We start from the raw sequence: 15,558 nt of genomic DNA, 5'->3' as shown, positions 1-15,558 counted from the left end.
TGGCCGTAGAGGCGGTCAAGCGCCTAGACTTTGTCGATCTTCAGTACAGGAATAGCCCGTGACCTCCATTTTCTGGTACGACTATGAAACCACCGGCATCAATCCGCGCAGTGATCGCCCGCTTCAAGTAGCCGGCATTCGGACGGACCACGAACTCAATGAGATCGGCGAACCGGTCAATCTTTATTGCCAGCCCAGCGACGATATCCTGCCCCATCCCATCGCCTGCGCAATTACCGGCATCACTCCCGCAATCCTCGCGGAAAAAGGCCTGGCCGAGGCCGATTTCATGACTCGGGTGCATGCTGAGCTGGCCGCCCCGGGTACGTGTGGCGCTGGGTACAACACCTTGCGATTTGACGATGAGATGACGCGCTACAGCCTGTACCGCAATTTCTTCGATCCTTACGCGCGTGAGTGGCAGGGCGGCAACAGTCGCTGGGATCTGATCGACGTAATTCGCACCGCTTACGCCCTGCGCCCGGAAGGCATTGAATGGCCGCAACAGGATGGGCGTGTCACGCTCAAGCTGGAGCGTCTGACCGAAGCCAACGGTATCGACCATGGCCAGGCTCACGATGCATTGTCCGATGTGCGTGCCACCATTGCCCTGGCGCGAAGGGTGCGTGAGAAACAGCCCAAGCTGTACGAATGGCTGTTTCAGCTACGTAGCAAGCAGCGCGTGATGGATCAGGTGCGTTTGCTGCAACCCATGGTGCATATCTCCGGGCGTTTTTCCGCCGAGCGTCACTACCTGGGGGTTGTGCTACCGCTGGCATGGCACCCGCGCAATCGCAACGCACTGATCGTTTGTGATCTCGGTCTCGACCCTCAAGGTTTGCTGGACCTGGATGCCGATACCTTGCGCCAGCGCTTCTACACCAGGCGTGACGATCTTGCCGAGGGCGAGTTGCCGGTGCCGCTCAAGTTGGTGCACATCAATCGCTGCCCTGTGGTTGCGCCTTTGAATGTGCTTCGAGCAGAAGATCGTGAGCGTCTGCACTTGGACATGAATCTTTATCAGGAGCGTGCCCTGCGGCTAACTGACGCACAAGAGAGTTGGCGCGATAAGTTGGCGGCTATTTATGCCGAGGAAGATTTCGCGCCGAGTTCAGACCCGGAGCAACAGCTATACGATGGTTTTATCGGAGATCGTGATCGACGTTTATGTGAACAAGTCCGGATGGCCGAGCCCGCACAATTAGCTCGCCAGCAATGGCCTTTTGATGATCACCGGCTGCCTGAATTATTGTTTCGCTACCGAGCGCGTAACTTCCCCGATACCTTGAACAGTGAGGAGCAACAACGCTGGCAGCTTTTCTGCCAGCAACGTTTGTCGGACCCAGAGTGGGGCGCGCCGAATACCCTTGCGGCATTTAAACAGGCTAAACAAGAATTTGCCGATAGTGCTACGCCGTTCCAGGCCGAGGTGCTTGAGCAATGGCAGGGATATGCCGACTCATTGGCCGGCAAGGTGAACCTGTAATCTGTCTTCACACAATACACAGGCAATAAAAAACGCCAGCAAGCTGGCGTTTTTAATGTGTCGCGTATCAGGCACAGGCCTGGCGAGGCTTAGCCCAGCAGGGTTGCCCAGCCTTCAACCACGTCACCGCCCCACTTGGCTTTCCACTCTTTCAGGGTTTTGTGGTTGCCACCTTTGGTTTCAATCACTTCGCCGTTGTGCGGGTTTTTGTACTGTTTGACTTTGCGAGCACGCTTGGTGCCGGTAGTTTTCACAGCGCCACGTGGTGCTTTAACTTTCGACTCTGGATCCAGCAGCGCGATGATGTCACGCAGGGATTTGGAGTACTCACCCATCAGGGCGCGCAGTTTGCCTTCGAATTCCAGCTCGGTTTGCAGTTTGTCGTCTTGGGACAGGTTCTTCAAACGGGCTTGCAGCTCTTTGATAGCTTCTTCGGTGGCACGGTATTCGTTGATCAGAGACATGTGGACTACCTTATGTAGAGCGCTGATTGACAGGGACAGTGGCCCAATAATAGTCAGGCAGTTTGCCCAAGTAAACATTTAAGCGCGCATTTATGTGAATTACTTTGAATGTTTGTAGCCTTGCTATGCATTCGAGTTAATTACTAGGGCGTAGGCCTTAAGATAATTCCCCTGAAATACGTGAAACAGCCATAGGGTGACGTACTAAATTCATATAAAGGTGGTAAAACCATAGGCTATTAAGGGACAAGCCGTCGGCCGGCGATCAGAATAAGCGTCAACGAATACTGCAGTTTTCCTGCGCAATCGCTAGAATGGCGGCCTTTGCGAAGTTCTGGAGTTTCCCCCTAATGCGCACTTTTCGGCTGGTGATTGCTTGCCCGGACCGGGTTGGCATCGTTGCCAAGGTCAGTAACTTTCTGGCCTCCCACAACGGTTGGATCACCGAGGCGAGTCATCACTCGGACAATCTCAGCGGTTGGTTCTTCATGCGTCACGAGATTCGTGCCGATTCGCTGCCTTTTGGTCTTGATGCCTTCCGCGACGCATTTGCGCCCATCGCCGAAGAGTTTTCGATGACCTGGCATATCACCGACACCGAGCAGAAGAAACGCGTGGTGTTGATGGCCAGCCGTGAATCCCATTGCCTGGCCGACTTGCTGCATCGCTGGCACAGCGATGAGCTGGACTGCGAGATCGCCTGTGTAATTTCCAACCATGATGACCTGCGCAGCATGGTTGAGTGGCATGGCATCCCGTATTACCACGTGCCGGTCAATCCGCAGGACAAGGAGCCGGCGTTCGCCGAGGTCTCGCGCCTGGTCAAGCAGCACGAAGCCGACGTGGTCGTGCTGGCGCGCTACATGCAGATCCTGCCGCCGGAACTGTGCCGCGAATATGCTGGCAAGGTGATCAACATTCACCACAGCTTCCTGCCGTCGTTCGTCGGCGCCAAGCCGTACCACCAGGCGTCCCTGCGTGGCGTGAAGTTGATCGGTGCTACGTGCCACTATGTCACCGAAGAACTGGACGCCGGCCCGATCATCGAGCAGGACGTGGTGCGTGTCAGCCACAGCGACAGCATTGAAGATATGGTGCGTTTCGGTCGTGACGTCGAGAAGATGGTGCTGGCCCGTGGCCTGCGTTACCACTTGGAAGACCGCGTGCTGGTGCACGGCAACAAGACCGTCGTGTTCTGATCGAACGGTTGTGATTGAAGAATGAAGGGCCTGGGCGTTAAATCGTCCCAGGCCCTTTTTCTTTATGCTGCCGAGGATTGAGTCATGAGTGATCCGCTGGACAAAGCCACTTCAAAGGCCCCCGCCACATTGGGGGAGGGCTGTTTGAGTCGATACGACCCAGATGACCTGAACAGCGAGGACGGCACCGAATTTCCCGGTGCCGCCGAACTGTGGGAGCAGGAGCGGGCCAAGTCCGAGACCAAGGACGCCTGATCAGATCCGGAAACTGCCAACCAATTGTTTCAAACGTGCAGCCTGTTGTTCCAGGTCGGCACAAGCACGCAGTGTCGATTGCAGGTTTTCCACACCTTCCTGGTTGAGGGTGTTGATCTCGGTAATGTCCATGTTGATCGACTCCACCACCGAGGTCTGTTCTTCAGTGGCAGTGGCGACGGACTGGTTCATGCCATCAATTTCGCCGATGCGTTGGGTCACGCTGTTCAGGCGTTCGCCGGCCAGGTTGGCGATGTCGACACTTTCAAGGCTATGTCGCTGGCTTTCACCCATGGTGCTGACCGAGTCCCGCGCACCGACTTGCAGTTCTTCGATCATCTTCTGCACCTGTTGCGCCGATTCCTGAGTGCGATGCGCCAGGTTGCGCACTTCATCCGCGACCACCGCAAACCCTCGCCCGGCTTCCCCAGCACGCGCCGCTTCGATGGCGGCGTTCAATGCCAGCAGGTTGGTTTGCTGGGAAATACTGGTGATCACTTCGAGAATCTGGCCGATGTTCACCGTCTTGCTATTGAGCGCTTCGATGTTACTGCTGGAGGCGCTGATCATCGACGACAACTGGTTCATCGCCTTGATGTTGCGTTCCACCACCTGCTGGCCATCCTCAGCCAGATGCCGTGCATCGCTGGCCTGATGGGAGGCCTGCGCTGCATTGCGCGCGATTTCCTGGGCCGCAGCGCCCAGTTCATTGATGGCGGCGGCGACGCTGTTGGTGCGGTTGGCCTGCTCATCGGAATTTACCATCGACGAGTTGGAGGCGCTGACCACCCGCAGTGCCACCTCGTTGACCTGCTGGGTGGCGGAAGACACTTCGCGGATCGATGTATGAATGCGCTCCACGAAGCGGTTGAAGGCGTTACCCAGAGTGCCGAATTCATCGTGGTTCTGGATGGTCAGGCGGCGGGTCAGGTCGCCCTCGCCATCGGCAATGTCCTGCATGGCGCGGGTCATCACGTGCAGTGGTTGGAGCAGAATGCGGATCAGCATGCCGAGCAGGGCGATGATGATCACCACCGCAATGAGCGTGGCGATGACCGCGGAGGTGCGGAACTCGCTGAGCATGGCGAAGGATTTGTCTTTATCGACTGATATACCGAGGTACCAGTTCACCGAGGGCAGGCCCTTGATCGGCGTAAAGGTGACGATGTTGTCCTTGCCGTTGGCTTCGACTTCGCTGAAGTCTGCGCTGATCTTCGGCGTATTTTTCGGATACACGTCGGCCAGGGTCTTCATCACCAGGTTTTTATCCGGGTGTACCAGTACTTTGCCGTCGGCGCTGACCAGGAACGCGTAGCCCATGCCACCGAAGTTCAGCGCGCCGATGTTATCCACCAGGGTTTGCAGGCTCAGGTCACCGCCGACCACGCCGATGCTCTGGGTGCCTTGGTTGCTGGGAGTGGCAACGGAAATGATCAACTTGCCGGTGGCTGCATCGATATAGGGCTCGGTCAGGGTTGAACCGTTGCTGCTCTGGGCGCCCTTGTACCAGGGGCGAACACGCGGGTCGAAACCGTCCGGCATCTTGGTGTCGGGGCGGATGGTGAAGGCGCCCTTGCTGTCACCGACGTAGGTCGCCATGAAGGAGGACGTCAGGGTTTTCTGTTCCAGCAGGCTGGCAACCGCGGACGGCTCGGGGTTGATGGCGATGTTTTGCGCGGCGTTTTCCACCAGGGCAATGCGCCCGTTAAGCCAGGTTTGAATATTGCTGGCGGTGACATCGCCCATCTCGTGCAGGTAGTTGTTGAGATCGTCGCGTATCGCGTTGCGTTGCAGGTAGTCGTTGTAGAGAGTAAACAGCGCAAATGCGGCAATGACGATAAGGGAGGCTGCAAGCAGGATTTTGTGGCTGAAGCGCAGATTTTTATTCATGGCTTGTAGGGTCCGCTAAGGTCTTAATATCCGAAGCGCGTCCTTATGGGAGGCGCAAAATGGCAGCGTCAAAAAAGGTGTGATACTTCTGGTGATGGTTCCGGTGGTCCCTGTGGGAACTATCTGACCTATTTTTAGACTTTGTGGGTCTCACACTGCTCTGTATCGACCTGGCCGCACTAAAGATTAACCATGGGTGACGAAATGCCTGACTCCTCGCAACTGCTAATCGGCGCCGGCCTCGACGGCCAGCCCATCGCCCAGGCCATGCGCCTGGCCAACCGTCACGGGTTGATCGCCGGCGCCACCGGCACCGGCAAGACCGTCACGCTGCAACGCCTGGCCGAAGCCTTCAGTGATGCCGGCGTAGCGGTGTTTGCGGCGGATATCAAGGGTGACTTGTGCGGCCTGGGCGCCGCGGCGAACCCGCAGGGCAAGGTCGCCGAGCGCATCGCCGGCATGCCTTTCCTCAATTACACGGCCAAGGCTTATCCGGTCACGCTGTGGGATATCCACGGGCAGTCAGGTCACCCATTGCGCACCACCATCAGCGAAATGGGCCCATTGTTGCTCGGTAGTTTGCTGGAACTCACCGATAGCCAGCAGTCGGCGCTTTACGCGGCGTTCAAGGTGGCCGATCGCGAAGGCTTATTGTTGCTGGATCTCAAGGACCTCAAGGCACTGCTCAATCATCTGCGCTATCACCCAGAGTTGCTGGGCGAAGACGCGGCGCTGATGACCACCGGTTCCAGCCAGGCACTGTTGCGACGCCTGGCAGTGCTGGAGCAGCAGGGCGCAGAAGCTTTGTTTGGTGAACCGGCCCTGCAACTGGAAGATATCCTGCAGCCCACCGCTGACGGGCGTGGTCGCATCCATCTGCTGGACGCCAGCCGCTTGGTGCATGAGGCGCCGAAGGTGTACGCAACCTTCCTGCTGTGGTTGTTGGCGGAGTTGTTCGAGCAACTGCCTGAACGTGGCGACGCCGACAAACCGCTGCTCGCACTGTTTTTCGATGAGGCGCATTTACTGTTCGCCGATACGCCGAAGGCATTGCAGGAACGTCTGGAGCAGGTGGTGCGGCTGATCCGCTCCAAAGGGGTTGGCGTGTATTTCGTCACCCAATCCCCAGGCGATTTGCCGGACAGCGTGCTGGCCCAGCTTGGCCTGCGCATCCAGCATGGCCTGCGGGCGTTTACGACCAAGGAACAGAAGTCCTTGCGCGCCGTAGCCGATGGTTTTAGGCCAAACCCGGCCTTTGATGCCCTTTCGGTATTGACCGAGCTGGGTACAGGCGAGGCTTTAGTGGGAACACTGCAGGAAAAGGGTACGCCGGAAGTCGTCCAACGTGTCCTGGTCGCACCGCCACAATCCCGGATCGGGCCGCTCAGCGCAGCCGAACGAGCAGCCTTGGTGGCCAGTTCGCCGTTGCTGGGTCGGTATGACAAACCGATTGATCGGGAATCCGCGTATGAGGTGCTGATGGCGCGTAAAGAGCTTGGGCCAACCGAAGAGGCCAAGCCGGCCGCCGAGGAGCCCAGCTTCACCGACAAGGCCGGGGCGTTTCTCGGCACAACCGCAGGCAAGGCGCTGAAGTCCGCGATGCAGCAAGCCGCCAATCAGATGGGGCGGCAACTGGTGCGTGGCTTGTTGGGGTCGTTATTGGGTGGCAGCAAGCGCAAATAGCGATTCAGGGCTTGGGCTTGGCGTGGGCCGCCAGCCGTTCAAGCGCCGCGCGCAAACCTGGGTTGCTGATGCCGTCGGCCGTTGCCTGAATGGTTTCGGCGGCATTGGGCGACAGATCATGAACATGCTCCGCCACGCCAGGTCGGGTGGTGGGCGGTTGCACCTTGAACTGGATGCGCGTCAAGCCGGCGAATTCATCAAAGGCCATCAATTGGCGTTGCAGGCGTTTTTGCTGATAGCGCAAACGTGTCGCCCAGTGGCCATCTGTGACAATAAGCAGCAGGTTGCCTTCACGCCAGGACGCCACGCGGCAGTGTTCGCGCGCTGCCGGTTGCAGCTGGGTCTCGAGCAGCCGTTGCAGGCGGCCCAACCGTTGCGCATGGCCGAAGATGGCTTTCAGCGGCTTGGCATCGCGAAGCAACACGGCGGGAGCGCGGGCTGATAAGGGGCGAAATGCCATTATTGGACACCTTAAGTAACAGAGCCGCCATCTTAGCAGAACGCGCCTGTACGGCCCCAGGCAATGCATCCGTGGGGTTTTGCTCATGAAATCAATTGGTAACTTCTGCGCTTCATGGGTTGAAGTTCCAGCAAAAGCCCTTATTTTAAACAAGCCCTCTCACAGCACCATGCCAGCATCGGGGAACAACGCCACTTTCCTCACCCACGAATCCGGGTAGAATGCGCGTTCGCATGCGGCCGTGAGGGCTGCTCGGGCCACTCACGGTGCGCCCTCCATCCCTATGTGTGGAAGAACCTGCCGATATGTTTGCGCCTTTGTTAAAGAAACTTTTTGGAAGCAAGAATGAGCGCGAAGTCAAACGCATGCTCAAGACGGTGCAGCTGGTCAATGCCTTCGAAGAGCAGATGGTTGCCCTTTCGGACGAGCAATTGCGCGCCAAGACCCAAGAGTTCAAGGCCCGCATAGCCAAAGGTGAAACCCTCGACAAGCTGCTGCCCGAAGCCTTTGCGGTCGCCCGTGAAGCCGGTAAGCGTGTCATGGGCATGCGCCACTTCGACGTCCAGTTGATCGGCGGCATGACCTTGCATGAAGGCATGATTGCCGAAATGCGTACCGGTGAAGGCAAGACCCTGGTGGCAACCCTGGGCGTTTACCTCAACGCATTGTCCGGCAAGGGCGTGCATGTTGTGACGGTGAACGACTACCTGGCCCGCCGGGACGCCAACTGGATGCGCCCGCTCTATGAATTCCTCGGCCTGACCGTTGGCGTCGTTACGCCATTCCAGCCGCCGGAAGAGAAGCGCGCTGCCTACGCTTGCGACATTACCTACGGCACCAACAACGAATTCGGTTTCGACTACCTGCGCGACAACATGGCGTTCAGCATGGATGAAAAATTCCAGCGCGAACTCAACTTTGCCGTGATCGACGAAGTCGACTCCATCCTCATCGACGAAGCCCGTACCCCACTGATCATCTCCGGCCAGGCCGAAGACAGCTCGCGCCTGTACACCGAAATCAACAAGTTGATTCCGCGTCTGGAGCAGCACATCGAGGAAGTGGAAGGCGTGGTGACCAAAGAAGGTCACTTCAGCATCGACGAGAAGACCCGCCAGGTCGAACTCAACGAAGCCGGTCACCAGTTCGTCGAAGAGATGCTGACCCAGATCGGCGAGCTGGCCGAAGGTGAAAGCCTGTACTCGGCACACAACCTGGGCCTATTGACCCATGTGTATGCCGGCCTGCGCGCCCACAAGCTGTTCCATCGCAACGTCGAATACATCGTGCAGGACGGTCAGGTCGTGCTGGTTGACGAACACACCGGCCGTACCATGCCGGGTCGCCGTCTGTCCGAAGGCCTGCACCAGGCCATCGAAGCCAAGGAACACCTCAACATCCAGGCTGAAAGCCAGACGTTGGCGTCCACCACTTTCCAGAACTACTTCCGTCTGTACAACAAACTGTCCGGCATGACCGGTACGGCCGACACCGAAGCGTTCGAATTCCACCAGATCTACAACCTCGCCGTGATGGTCATTCCGCCGAACAAGCCGTTGGCGCGTAAAGACTTCAACGACCTGGTGTTCCTGACGGCCGAAGAGAAATACGCGGCAATCATCAACGACATCAAGGACGGCATGGCCCAGGGTCGTCCGATCCTGGTGGGTACCGCTACCATCGAGACTTCCGAGCACGTATCGAACCTGCTCAACAAGGAAGGCATCGAGCACAAGGTCCTCAACGCCAAGTTCCACGAAAAAGAAGCCGAGATCATCGCCCAGGCCGGTCGCCCAGGCGCACTGACCATCGCGACCAACATGGCCGGTCGTGGTACCGACATCCTGTTGGGCGGTAACTGGGAAGTGGAAGTCGCGGCACTGGAAAACCCGAGCCCTGAGCAGATCGCCCAGATCAAGGCGGACTGGCAGAAACGTCACCAGGCCGTGCTGGAATCCGGTGGCCTGCAGGTGATCGCGTCCGAGCGTCACGAATCGCGCCGTATCGACAACCAGCTGCGTGGTCGTGCCGGTCGCCAGGGTGACGCCGGCTCCAGCCGCTTCTACCTGTCCCTGGAAGACAGCCTGATGCGCATCTTCGCCTCGGACCGCGTGAAGAACTTCATGAAGGCCCTGGGCATGCAGTCCGGCGAAGCGATCGAGCACCGCATGGTGACCAACGCCATCGAGAAGGCCCAGCGTAAGGTTGAAGGCCGCAACTTCGACATTCGTAAGCAACTGCTTGAGTTCGATGACGTCAACAACGAACAGCGTAAAGTGATCTATCACATGCGTAACACGTTGCTGGCCGCCGACAATATTGGCGAGACCATCGCTGATTTCCGTCAGGACGTGCTCAACGCCACCGTCAGCGCACACATCCCGCCACAGTCCCTGCCAGAGCAGTGGGATGTTGCCGGTCTGGAAGCCGCTTTGAAGAGCGACTTCGGTGTGGACTTGCCGGTTCAGCAGTGGTTGGACGAAGACGACCACCTGTACGAAGAGACGCTGCGCGAGAAGCTGATGACCGAGCTGCTGGCCGCGTACAACGAGAAAGAAGAGCAGGCGAGTGCCGAAGCACTGCGCACCTTCGAGAAGCAAATCGTGCTGCGCGTGCTGGACGACCTGTGGAAAGACCACCTGTCGACCATGGACCACCTGCGTCACGGCATCCACCTGCGTGGCTACGCCCAGAAGAACCCGAAGCAGGAGTACAAGCGCGAGTCGTTCACGCTGTTCTCCGAACTGCTGGATTCGATCAAGCGCGATTCGATTCGCGTGCTCTCCCACGTTCAGGTGCGTCGCGAAGACCCGATCGAGGAAGAAGCCCGCCTGCGTCAGGAAGCCGAGGCTCTGGCTGCGCGCATGCAGTTCCAGCATGACGAAGCACCGGGCCTGGAAGCGCCTGAGGTATTGGGCGAAGAGGTCGACGTGGCCCTGGCTCAAACCCCGGTTCGCAATGACCAGAAGCTGGGCCGCAACGAACTGTGCTACTGCGGTTCGGGCAAGAAGTTCAAACACTGCCACGGCCAGATCGAATAAGATTTTTGCCTGACGCTGCTACACCCTGCGCCGCGACCGGCCTCTGCCGTCGCGGCGTTTTGCCATTAATTTCGCCGTCGCTCACGACGGTACAGACATCATCTGATTTATAAGGAGCGCATTCATGGCTGTTGGTCTTGGTCCTTTGCCCACATTGCACCCGGTTGCCGGTTTTGAACTCGGTATCGCTTCGGCCGGCATCAAGCGCCCGGGGCGCAAGGATGTGGTGGTGATGCGCTGTGCCGAAGGCTCGACCGTCGCCGGTGTGTTCACCCTCAATGCGTTCTGCGCCGCGCCGGTGATCCTGGCCAAGCAACGTGTTGCCGGCACGATCCGTTACCTGCTGACCAACACCGGCAATGCCAACGCCGGTACCGGCGAGCCTGGCCTGGTGGCGGCTGCACGCACCTGCGCCAAGCTGGCCCAACTGACCGGCGTGGACGCCAGCCAAGTGCTGCCGTACTCCACCGGCGTGATCGGTGAGCCGCTGCCTGTCGAGAAAATCGAAGGTGCATTGCAAGCCGCGCTGGACGATCTGTCTGTGGATAACTGGGCCGCGGCAGCAACCGGCATCATGACCACCGACACCCTGCCCAAAGGCGCCAGCCGCCAGTTCGTGCACGATGGCGTGACCGTCACCGTGACCGGTATCAGCAAGGGCGCGGGCATGATCCGTCCGAACATGGCCACCATGCTCGGCTACATCGCCACCGACGCCAAAGTCTCCCGCGACGTGCTGCACAGCCTGATCCTGGACGGCGCCAATAAGTCGTTCAACCGCATCACCATCGATGGCGACACCTCGACCAACGACTGCTGCATGCTGATCGCCACCGGCCAGGCCAACCTGCCGGAAATCACCGAGGCCAGCGGCCCGTTGTTCGCGGCGTTGAAGCAGGCGGTGTTCGAAGTGTGCATGGACGTGGCCCAGGCCATCGTGCGTGACGGCGAGGGCGCCACCAAGTTTGTTACTGTTGAAGTGAATGGTGGCGGCAATCATCAGGAATGCTTGGACGTGGGCTACACCGTGGCGCATTCGCCGCTGATCAAGACGGCGCTGTTCGCCTCTGACCCGAACTGGGGCCGTATCCTGGCCGCTGTGGGCCGTGCCGGCGTGCCGGACCTGGACGTGAGCAAGATTGACGTGTTCCTCGGCGACGTGTGCATCGCTAGCCGTGGCGCCCGCGCTGAGTCCTACACCGAAGCTCAAGGCTCGGCTGTGATGCAGCAGGAAGAAATCACCATCCGCATCGAGCTGGGTCGCGGCGCGTGCAGCGAAACCATCTGGACCACCGACCTGTCCCACGAGTACGTAAAGATCAACGCGGAATACCGTACCTAAGAGGATAAGCGCGGTGAAACGAGTGCATGTAGCAGCAGCGGTGATCCGCGGTGTCGACGGCAGGATCCTGCTGGCGCGCCGCGCCGATACCCAGCATCAAGGCGGCCTCTGGGAGTTTCCCGGCGGCAAGGTGGAGGCCGATGAATCGGTCGCCAGCGCGCTGTCCCGCGAATTGCAGGAAGAGCTGGGCATCCAGGTCACCACTGCGCGGCCGCTGATCAAGGTTCAGCACGACTATCCAGACAAGCAGGTGTTGCTGGATGTCTGGGAAGTGTCGGCGTTTACCGGCGAGCCCCATGGTGTTGAAGGGCAACCGCTGGAATGGGTCGCTCCTCGGGATCTGATCAACTATGAGTTCCCGGCGGCTAACGCGCCAATCGTTGCGGCGGCGCGTTTGCCCGCTGAGTATTTGATCACCCCTGGCGAACTGGAAACCCCGACGTTACTGCGGGGTATCCAGAAAGCCATTGCTGGCGGAATCAAGCTGATACAACTGCGTGCGCCCAATGGCTACGACCCTAAATACCGTGACCTGGCGGTGGACGCAGTAGGCCTGTGCGCGGGTAAGGCTCAGTTGATGCTCAAGGGACCGTTCGAGTGGCTGGGTGATTTTCCTTCGGCCGGTTGGCACATGACCTCGGCACAACTGCGTAAATACGCGAGCAAAGGTCGACCGCTTCCTAAAGATCGTTGGTTGGCGGCGTCTTGCCACAATGCAGAAGAGCTGGCACTGGCAGAAATGATGGACGTGGATTTCGTCACGCTGTCGCCGGTACAGCCGACCCAGACTCACCCCGATGCACAGCCATTGGGATGGGAGCAGGCGGCAGAGTTGATCCGTGGGTTCAGCAAGCCGGTGTTTCTGTTAGGCGGGGTTGGGCCCGCCGAGCGGGAACAGGCTTGGGAGGTTGGGGCTCAGGGTGTGGCGGGGATTCGGGCATTTTGGCCTGAGGTTTGATGGTGTTCTGACGGGCCTCTTCGCGAGCAAGCCCGCTCCCACAATTGACCGAGTTCTACCTTTGAAATACGGTCGAATGTGGGAGCGGGCTTGCCCGCGAAGGCGTCAGATCAGGCACTGAAAACTCAGTGGGGCTTAGCAGCCGCCTGCCACAAGATCTCCGCAACACCTTGGCGCCGAGCAATCACCCTCGCCGCCACAAACAATAAATCCGATAACCGATTGATGTACGCCAACCCCACCCCCTCCAACGGCTCAATCGCATTCAACTGCTGACACCGCCGCTCCGCACTGCGCGCCAGGCTGCGGCACACGTGGGCTTGGGCGATCAACGCCGAACCACCGGGCAGGATGAAGTTCTCCAGCGGCCCCACTTCCTCATTCCAGCGGTCAATCGCGGCTTCCAGCCGATCCACTTCGGCAGCGTTCAAGGCTTTGTACACCGGCATTGCCAGTTCACCGCCCAGGTCGAACAAACGATGCTGGCAAGGCGTAAGCACCTCGATCACATCCCTCAACTCCGGATGCTTGCCACTCTGTTCTTCGAGGCTGGCCAGCAATAAGCCCATCTGGCTGTTCAGCGTATCCACCTCACCAATCGCTTCCACCCGTGGGTGGTCCTTGGGCACGCGGCGGCCATCGCCCAGGCCGGTTTCACCCTTGTCGCCGGTACGTGTGTAGATCTTCGACAGGCGAAAGCCCATGGTCAGTGCTCCAGTTGAGTCAGTTCATAAGGCGGCAGTTGGCTGCCGGCCAGGGGCAGACGGAGGGTGAAGCAGGTGCCTTGGCCGAGGGTCGAGTGCACTTCCATCTGGCCTTTGTGATTGTTGGTGATGATGAAATACGACACCGACAGACCAAGCCCGGTGCCCTGGCCGATTTCCTTGGTGGTGAAGAACGGCTCGAACGTACGCTTGCGCACGTTTTCGCTCATGCCGATGCCATTGTCTTCCACCTGGATCTCCGCCCACGGCGGGTTGAGGCGCGTGCGCAGGATGATGCGTCCCGGTTCGCTGTCGTCTTCACGCAGGTGAATGGCTTGGGCAGCGTTTTTCAGCAGGTTGAGCAGTACTTGTTCGAGCTCGTTGGCGGTGCCGGGTACCGGGCCGAGTTGAGGGTCGAACTGGCGGATGATCGCCTGGCCCTTGAAATCAAAGCCGATGGTCAGGTCGAAATCATTGCCGGCGATTTCCACGGCCTGGTCGATCAGCGCAGGCAGGTCGCATGGAGCCATCTGCCGGTTGCTGCGACGGCTGAAACTGAGCATGTGAGTGACGATCTTCGCCGCCCGCGCCCCAGCCTGCTGGATGCCATCCAGCAACTGCGGCACTTCGCGGCTTTGCAGGTAGCGGTTGACCGTTTCCAGCTCGATGCCGGCCTGTTCCGCATGCTCGAGGTTCTTGGGCAAGTCGGGGGACAGGCGCCGGCGGATGTTCTGCACGTTGTGCAGGATCGCCCCCAGCGGGTTGTTGATCTCATGGGCCATACCAGCAGCCAGGCCACCCACGGAAAGCATTTTCTCCGACTGCACCATCATTTCTTCCAGGGACAAGCGCTGGGTGATGTCATCGATCCGGATCACCACGCCACGCCCGGCCCCGCCCATCAGCGGGTAGAAGGTCAGGGCGTAATGCTTGGTTTCGTCGTCCTTGAACCAGGTGACACGCTCGATGCGCTCCACGGTATGTTGCTCTACCGCCGCCCGGATCTGCGGCAGGTAAGGCTTGAGCGGCTGGAAAGCCAGGTAGATCGGCTGGTTCAAGGCTTCGTCCAGGCGTGTGCCGGAGAGGGCGCTGGCCTCCTGGTTCCATTGGGTGACGTAGAGCTGTTCATCCAGGGCGATCAGCGCCGAGGGCATCGAGTCGATGATGCTGTTCAGGTAATTCTGGAAACCGGTAAGCTTTTTCTCGATCTTGCTGCGAACCTGCACTTCCAGTTCCAGCTTGCGGTTGGTGTGGCGCGTCTCTTCGGCCAGGCCTTGGGCCTGGTCATACGCCGCTTGAGAGTCGTCCCGCGCGCGCTTGAGCTGCTGCTCACGGGCTTCGATGCGCGACAGCATGGTGTTGAAGGCTTCGGCCAGGCTGCCGATCTCGTCGTGGTTGCCGCGGCCGGCGCGCAGGGCGTAGTTTTCCTCGCGGGTGACTTGGCGCGAGAGCTCTTCCAGTTCGTGGATGGGGCGGGTGATCAGGCGTTTGATCTGGCGGGCGATGATCAGCCACAACAACACGCTGAAAATCAGGATGCCCAGGCTCGCCGTCAAGGTGCCGGTATAGAACGCTACCGGCAACTCGCTGCTGGCCACCAACAACAAATGCCCGGACGGCTGGCCGGCGCGGGGGAGTGTAATGACCTGGTTACTGCGAAATTCGGTGACGCGCCAGGCTTCGATATGCCGATAGTTGTCCGGCAGGTGCAGGCGGTCGCCGTGTTGCATCTGTGCCAGGCGGTTGCCTTCGCCGTCGTACAGGGCGGCGGCGCGCAATGGCGAATAGCTGGTCAGTTCGTTGAGCAGCGCGTCAGCCTTGCCAGGCGATTCGAGGGCTTCGGCGGCGAGCGCGGGGTTGGACACCAGGCGGCCGATGGCCTGCAAGGCTTGGGGCGCCATGCTTTCCTGGGAGATCCAGTAGGCGGCGCTGATAAAGGTCAGGTTGGCCACCAGCAATACAGTGGTCAACAGCACCAGCAGGGCGGCCAGCAGTTTCTGCCCGACCGGTAGGTTTTCAAGACGCTGGCGCAGCGGCATCAGGGTTTTCCCAGGTGATAGACAGGCGGGCAGGGTA

General features: G+C 59.4%; 12 protein-coding genes and 1 pseudogene. 7 read left to right on the top strand and 6 right to left on the bottom strand.

Annotation, left to right across the window (positions count from 1 at the left end; all coding sequences use genetic code 11):
* Positions 1-58: 58 nt before the first annotated feature.
* The gene (gene sbcB, locus HX793_RS02705) at positions 59-1,486 is read left to right on the top strand and encodes an exodeoxyribonuclease I (protein ID WP_177094145.1); all 1,428 of its coding nucleotides are present in this window, start codon (positions 59-61) and stop codon (positions 1,484-1,486) included.
* Between the two features lie 89 nt (positions 1,487-1,575).
* Here sbcB and mvaT read toward each other — a convergent pair whose 3' ends face one another.
* Positions 1,576-1,950 (bottom strand): histone-like nucleoid-structuring protein MvaT, encoded by a 375-nt coding sequence (mvaT, locus tag HX793_RS02700; RefSeq protein ID WP_016970296.1) that lies wholly within the window; start codon positions 1,948-1,950, stop codon positions 1,576-1,578.
* Positions 1,951-2,300: 350 nt separating this feature from the next.
* On the opposite strand from mvaT, the gene purU reads away from it, so the two are divergent.
* Complete coding sequence (gene purU, locus HX793_RS02695; RefSeq protein ID WP_010208067.1) at positions 2,301-3,149, top strand: formyltetrahydrofolate deformylase; 849 nt, start codon at positions 2,301-2,303, stop codon at positions 3,147-3,149.
* An 84-nt stretch (positions 3,150-3,233) separates the two neighbouring features.
* A complete protein-coding gene (locus HX793_RS02690) occupies positions 3,234-3,404 on the top strand; it encodes a hypothetical protein (RefSeq protein ID WP_177053389.1) in 171 nt (56 codons plus the stop codon).
* Here HX793_RS02690 and HX793_RS31935 read toward each other — a convergent pair whose 3' ends face one another.
* Both HX793_RS31935 and HX793_RS31930 read right to left on the bottom strand, forming a co-directional pair.
* Positions 3,405-4,169, bottom strand: coding sequence for a methyl-accepting chemotaxis protein (locus tag HX793_RS31935; protein ID WP_370590840.1), 765 nt, complete (start codon positions 4,167-4,169; stop codon positions 3,405-3,407).
* 93 nt (positions 4,170-4,262) lie between these two features.
* Positions 4,263-5,294, bottom strand: a pseudogene (locus tag HX793_RS31930) (HAMP domain-containing protein); the annotation flags it as partial.
* A gap of 204 nt (positions 5,295-5,498) precedes the next feature.
* On the opposite strand from HX793_RS31930, the gene HX793_RS02680 reads away from it, so the two are divergent.
* Positions 5,499-6,977 (top strand): helicase HerA-like domain-containing protein, encoded by a 1,479-nt coding sequence (locus HX793_RS02680; protein ID WP_177059677.1) that lies wholly within the window; start codon positions 5,499-5,501, stop codon positions 6,975-6,977.
* A 4-nt stretch (positions 6,978-6,981) separates the two neighbouring features.
* On the opposite strand, the gene HX793_RS02675 is transcribed toward HX793_RS02680, so the two are convergent.
* Complete coding sequence (locus HX793_RS02675; RefSeq protein ID WP_016975466.1) at positions 6,982-7,437, bottom strand: DUF721 domain-containing protein; 456 nt, start codon at positions 7,435-7,437, stop codon at positions 6,982-6,984.
* A 305-nt stretch (positions 7,438-7,742) separates the two neighbouring features.
* On the opposite strand from HX793_RS02675, the gene secA reads away from it, so the two are divergent.
* The 3 genes from secA (at position 7,743) to HX793_RS02660 (ending at position 12,778) form a co-directional block, all read left to right on the top strand.
* Positions 7,743-10,478 carry a preprotein translocase subunit SecA gene (gene secA / locus HX793_RS02670; RefSeq protein WP_016975465.1) on the top strand — a complete coding sequence of 912 codons (2,736 nt, stop codon included), beginning with the start codon at positions 7,743-7,745 and terminating at the stop codon, positions 10,476-10,478.
* Positions 10,479-10,602: 124 nt separating this feature from the next.
* A complete protein-coding gene (gene argJ, locus HX793_RS02665; protein WP_016975464.1) occupies positions 10,603-11,820 on the top strand; it encodes a bifunctional glutamate N-acetyltransferase/amino-acid acetyltransferase ArgJ in 1,218 nt (405 codons plus the stop codon).
* A 13-nt stretch (positions 11,821-11,833) separates the two neighbouring features.
* Positions 11,834-12,778 (top strand): Nudix family hydrolase, encoded by a 945-nt coding sequence (locus HX793_RS02660; protein WP_177094147.1) that lies wholly within the window; start codon positions 11,834-11,836, stop codon positions 12,776-12,778.
* Positions 12,779-12,903: 125 nt separating this feature from the next.
* Here HX793_RS02660 and HX793_RS02655 read toward each other — a convergent pair whose 3' ends face one another.
* A complete protein-coding gene (locus HX793_RS02655; RefSeq protein WP_177053385.1) occupies positions 12,904-13,482 on the bottom strand; it encodes a cob(I)yrinic acid a,c-diamide adenosyltransferase in 579 nt (192 codons plus the stop codon).
* Positions 13,483-13,484: 2 nt separating this feature from the next.
* Positions 13,485-15,521 carry a sensor histidine kinase gene (locus HX793_RS02650; protein ID WP_177094149.1) on the bottom strand — a complete coding sequence of 679 codons (2,037 nt, stop codon included), beginning with the start codon at positions 15,519-15,521 and terminating at the stop codon, positions 13,485-13,487.
* Between the last annotated feature and the right edge of the window lie 37 nt (positions 15,522-15,558).

This window comes from Pseudomonas reactans, from assembly GCF_013387025.1.
Classification (GTDB): domain Bacteria; phylum Pseudomonadota; class Gammaproteobacteria; order Pseudomonadales; family Pseudomonadaceae; genus Aquipseudomonas; species Aquipseudomonas reactans.
Note: the sequence above shows the minus strand (reverse complement) of the source record. Positions and strands in the feature narration are given on the sequence as shown.

Coding starts and splice junctions, on each gene's coding strand:
- purU (WP_010208067.1), top strand. CDS start 2,301: ATGCGCACTTTTCGGCTGGTGATTGCTTGCCCGGACCGGGTTGGCATC.
- HX793_RS02655 (WP_177053385.1), bottom strand. CDS start 13,482: ATGGGCTTTCGCCTGTCGAAGATCTACACACGTACCGGCGACAAGGGT.
- HX793_RS02675 (WP_016975466.1), bottom strand. CDS start 7,437: ATGGCATTTCGCCCCTTATCAGCCCGCGCTCCCGCCGTGTTGCTTCGC.
- HX793_RS02680 (WP_177059677.1), top strand. CDS start 5,499: ATGCCTGACTCCTCGCAACTGCTAATCGGCGCCGGCCTCGACGGCCAG.
- argJ (WP_016975464.1), top strand. CDS start 10,603: ATGGCTGTTGGTCTTGGTCCTTTGCCCACATTGCACCCGGTTGCCGGT.
- mvaT (WP_016970296.1), bottom strand. CDS start 1,950: ATGTCTCTGATCAACGAATACCGTGCCACCGAAGAAGCTATCAAAGAG.
- HX793_RS31935 (WP_370590840.1), bottom strand. CDS start 4,169: ATGGTAAATTCCGATGAGCAGGCCAACCGCACCAACAGCGTCGCCGCC.
- HX793_RS02690 (WP_177053389.1), top strand. CDS start 3,234: ATGAGTGATCCGCTGGACAAAGCCACTTCAAAGGCCCCCGCCACATTG.
- secA (WP_016975465.1), top strand. CDS start 7,743: ATGTTTGCGCCTTTGTTAAAGAAACTTTTTGGAAGCAAGAATGAGCGC.
- HX793_RS02650 (WP_177094149.1), bottom strand. CDS start 15,521: ATGCCGCTGCGCCAGCGTCTTGAAAACCTACCGGTCGGGCAGAAACTG.